Genomic DNA, 4,671 nt, shown 5'->3' on the forward strand with positions numbered 1-4,671 from the left:
GCAACTGTTTGCAGACCTGACGAACAATATCTGTTAACAGTTGTGCCGCCAACTTCAATTGGAAGTTTTGATAATACAGCCACGTTTCTGGCAATGTTATGTCCTTGAGCTCCTTCTGGCGCTCCACAACCTAGAATCATGTCCTCAACCGCAGCAGGGTCTAATCCTGGATTTCTCTCTAATAAAGCATCAACTAAATGGGCAGTCATGTTGTCCGCTCTGGTTTGATTGAAGCCTCCCCTGAATGATTTTGCTAGTCCGGTCCTAACGCTGTCTACTATTACTACATTTCTCATAACGTCTCCTAATAAATTCGATATTTCGATTGATGATTATAAATAATTTAACCTTTACATGCCATGCTGATATAAAAAAAACCCCGCAAAAGCGGGGTTTTTTTTAAGTAAGCTAATTAGAAGTTTAATCCAAAATCTAATCCAGCACGCATGCCTTCAGAGAAAGTCGTGAATATATTTTGTCCTTGCAGGTTACTTGTGCCTTGCAAAGAAGTAATTTGTCTTTTATCTCTAAGATTGTTGGCCCAAAGATTAACATACCAATCAGCATTGTCTGGAGAATATGAAGCAGTCAAGTTCCAGAATTCTGCAGCGGGAACCTTGTGCTTTTCTTGATTGTACCAGTCACTGAAATGCTCATCTTTAAAAGAGTACATCAATGATATAGCTCCCGAACCGCCAAAACCTGAGTAAAGTTGAGTCAAAGCAACATTAGACTCTAATTCAGCAGCAAATGGTACTTGGTTGCCACCAACTTCTTTGAATTCACTACAACCTGAACATATAGGGAAAGCCAATCCTTGCGGATTCATTAAGACATTGCCTTTGTTATCCATCGAATAAGTTGACTGACCGCAAAGTGCCGCACCAAAGATTGCAGCACAAGCATCGTCAATGCCGTCAGCAGCGGCTGAAGCAGCAGCAGCAGAAAGTCCAGCTTGCTGATATGCAGCAGCTAAAGCGGCGTTAGTAGCTAAGTTAGTGAAACTTGTCGCTTGAGTTGGATTGTGTGGATCGATTGATTGAGAACCTTGTTTAATAATTCCACCTAAGGCAACTACCGAATATGTGTTCTCGGCAGTTGGAGCCACTGTGTCCATAGTACTGTCAAGATATAATGCTCCCAAAGATACAATTGTTGTAGGAGTCACATAAGCTTGAACATTCAATGACACTCCTTCGTGAGTAAAGTCATGAAGTTCAGTGTAAGCAGAACTTACTCGGATTTGAGAAAACTGACCTTTTTCCATTTCCATTGAGAACGCCGTCAAATTCAAACGCATAGCTCCGTCGAATAGAATATTTTTGGTACCAATCTCAATTTGAGTTGATTCTGAACCATCGTACTTAGTTGTATCGGGGTTAGCCCCTCCTGGACGGTTACCAGTAGTATAAGAGGCATAAACTTGACCTTGATCGTAGAAGTACTGAGTCACAAACTTGTACATGCTTTCCTCTTGTTTGTCTGTAGTTATCGAAGCACCAGCTTGATAACAAGCCTCGTAGTCTGCAGCGTTACAAGCAGCTGCGACGGTATTACCTGCTCCAGAGTAAGCTCCATCTGACAAACCTTGCATGGATTGCGTCCAATATCTGTCGTCGTTGTATCGAACTCCGAAAGTAAGTTTGAAATTATCAGTGACGTCTAAATAGTATTCACCGAAAATTGACATGGTGTCACGATGCGTTCTTTGATCGTTGATTAATCCGCCAGCTTCTGCAGGCATATCTTTGATACATGTGTTGTTTTCTGCCGCACTAAGTGTTGAATCAGTTCCTGCCGCTGCGGTACACGCAAACTGAATTACGGGCACAGCGTTTGTCGTTAAGAAAGTCGCCACTTGCGTCGTCGTTGGGGTTGCTCCAAGACTTGCTAGTCCTGTTTGAATGGCGGAGCTGGCCAAAGTACCGCCAAGCGCTTTCGCGAAAGCTTGTCCGCCATAGCCGTCAAGTGCGCCACCAAATAAAGCAGACATTGGGTGATTACCAAAGTCATTCATTGCTAGGTAACCGATGGTTTGAATCCAATAAGGGTTAAAAGCAACAGATTGGAAGTTGTAGGCACCAAAAACAAAGTTATGTCTGCCATCAAAATCTGAAACAAGATTAAGTTCGTATTGTTCGCTATGGTAGTGAGGAAAAGTACATTCGAAAGATTCGTCTCGTGTCACATTAGTCATCGTTCCATAACAAACTGTAGGAAGCGAAGCAAACGCAAGCGAACCTTGAGGAATCAAAGCATTACCAATTTGTCCTGTAGAACCAATTGAATGAGAGTGATCGTTATCACCATACATTGCTTGTGTTGTGTCTTGGTAAGTGGCTTTTAAATTTAAAACTATGTCCCCGCTACCAACTTCTAAGTCCCTGAAATATTCCAATTGACCTTGCTCGTGATTAAGGCTGTTTGATGGGTCGCGAGTCTTCTGGATAGTATCAATGTTTGGAATTGATGCAGCTGCCGCTTCAGCATAGGTGTCTACACCGGGAGCTATTAGCATTAAAGTGTTAAAAGTATTATTGACAAGTCCAACGGGATGTACGGGTGAGTTTATATTGCTGTAAGGATCCCCAGGAAATGGTGAACAGCCAAAGAACTCATCTCTTTTACAAGCTGGTGCACCAAGATTTTGTCTCGAATCATTAATTTGATTTCTGCTGTACATAACTCTAAAAGTGCTGTCGTCTTCTAGTTCATAATCCATTGTAAGTCGCAAGGCATAAGAATCTCTAGAATCAACGTCGTTTGAAGTTACAGTGTTGAAAATAGTGCCGTCTTTGTCGTATTTTTTAAATGCAATTCTTGCAAATGCAGAATCGCTTAGGGCAAAATTATACGCGCCAGCAAAATTTGTAAGGCCATCGGCACCAAAAGATAGATCTAAATACTCTGGAGCACCAGGTTTGTTTGTGATCGCATTAACAAGACCGGTTGTTGTGTTTCTTCCATACAAAGTTCCTTGAGGGCCTTCCAAAACCTCCAATCTTTCTAAATCTAGGAATCCTGCTTCAGCTAAACTGTTAACAGACTGAGTGTGACCATTAATATTATATTGAACAGCGGCAACCTGAGCGGCACCAATAGTAGGAATCAAAAGACCCCTAACTTTAGTCGCGATTCCAGAACCAATTGCTTGAGAATAACCATAACCTGGTAATCTTTCAGCTAAATCATCACCAGTTGTGATGTGTTGCTCTCTTAGATCATCTCCATCTAAAGCTTGAACAGAAATTGCAACATCCTGCACTGATTGAGTTTTTCTAGCAGCCGTAACAGTAACTTCTTCAACGGTTTGCGCATAAGCAAAAGTGTTTAGCAAAGCTAAAGCTGCACCTAAAATTGTATACTTAATATATTTATTCACTGACTCCTCCCTCCGTGAGTTCAAATGTAAATTTTGAAAGGATTTGCTTAAAAATAGCTTATATCTCCCCTTCTTCATTTCGATGTTACCTCAGCTGAATATTTATGACAAGCTTTCGTAATAAGAAAAATATACGATAAAATTCTTTTTTTTTACTATTTTTTTGAGGGTAAAAAAATTTTTGAAACTTTTCATCATGACAAAACAAGAAAGAGCCGATTTTATTAGAAAAAAGCTCAAAAAACTTTACCCAAAACCTAAACCACCTCTGGAATTTAAAAATCCTTTTACTCTTTTGGTAGCAGTCCTCCTGAGCGCGCAATGTACAGATGAGAGAGTGAATATTGTAACTAGAGAATTATTCAAGATTGCAGATACGCCCGAAAAAATGCAGGCTTTAGGAGAAAAAAAAATATACCAAAAAATAAAATCGTGTGGGCTCGCCCCAAAAAAATCTAAAGCGATTATGAAAACTTCTAGAATTTTAGTAAAGCAATATCAATCTAAAATACCCAAGAGCCTTTTGGAGTTGGAAAAACTTCCTGGTGTTGGGCATAAGACTGCAAGCGTTGTTCTAAATCAAGCTTTTGGACATCCAACTTTTGCAGTCGATACTCATATACATAGATTAGCTCAGAGGTGGGGTTTATCGAAAGGAAAAAATGTTACACAAACCGAACTAGATTTAAAAAAATTATTTCCAAAAGAATCTTGGGGCGACTTGCACTTACAAATTATTTTCTATGGTCGTGAGAATTGTTCCGCTAAGGATTGTTACGGTTTGAAATGTGATATCTGCAAAGCTATTTATCCAAGAAGAAGAAGTAAGGTTATAACCAATAAAGCATAGAAATACCCTTGCTAGGAGGTATAATTTTCGGATGTATGGTAATAATTTCACTATTGAAGGTTTTGATTCCGAGCTATGGGAAGCTTTTGAGGGCGAAAAAAAAAGACAAGAAGAGCATATCGAGCTTATTGCCTCAGAAAACTATGCTTCACCTAGAATTTTAGAAGCTCAAGGATCAATACTCACTAACAAGTATGCCGAAGGCTACCCTGGCAAAAGATATTATGGTGGTTGCGAATTCGTCGACGTCGCAGAGCAACTCGCCATTGATCGAGCAAAAAAACTTTTTAAAGCAGATTTTGCTAACGTTCAACCGCATTCTGGCGCCAGCGCTAATGCAGCTGTATTTTTAGCTTTGCTTAATGCTGGAGACAAGATTCTTGGCATGAGTCTAGATCATGGAGGGCATCTCACGCATGGTTCAAAAGTAAATTTTTCT

Annotated in this window: 2 protein-coding genes and 2 pseudogenes; 2 read left to right on the forward strand and 2 right to left on the reverse strand. The window is 40.1% G+C overall.

Annotated elements, in window-relative coordinates; translation table 11 throughout:
- Positions 1 to 296: pseudogene (locus B4237_RS02010) on the reverse strand (acetyl-CoA C-acyltransferase); the annotation flags it as partial.
- Positions 297 to 412: 116 nt separating this feature from the next.
- A complete protein-coding gene (locus tag B4237_RS02015; protein ID WP_286941088.1) occupies positions 413 to 3,382 on the reverse strand; it encodes a TonB-dependent receptor plug domain-containing protein in 2,970 nt (989 codons plus the stop codon).
- 196 nt (positions 3,383 to 3,578) lie between these two features.
- Between B4237_RS02015 and nth the strand changes: the two genes are divergently transcribed.
- Both nth and glyA read left to right on the forward strand, forming a co-directional pair.
- A complete protein-coding gene (gene nth, locus B4237_RS02020; protein ID WP_286941091.1) occupies positions 3,579 to 4,232 on the forward strand; it encodes an endonuclease III in 654 nt (217 codons plus the stop codon).
- 31 nt (positions 4,233 to 4,263) lie between these two features.
- Positions 4,264 to 4,671 (forward strand): annotated as a pseudogene (gene glyA / locus B4237_RS02025) (serine hydroxymethyltransferase); the annotation flags it as partial.

Origin of the sequence: Acinetobacter sp. UBA6526, from assembly GCF_002434875.1 — a bacterium.
In the GTDB taxonomy this organism is placed as follows: Bacteria; Pseudomonadota; Gammaproteobacteria; order Pseudomonadales; family Moraxellaceae; genus Acinetobacter; species Acinetobacter venetianus.

Bases quoted from the DNA above. Each gene is read 5' to 3' on its own strand.
- nth (WP_286941091.1), top strand. From the start codon at position 3,579: ATGACAAAACAAGAAAGAGCCGATTTTATTAGAAAAAAGCTCAAAAAA.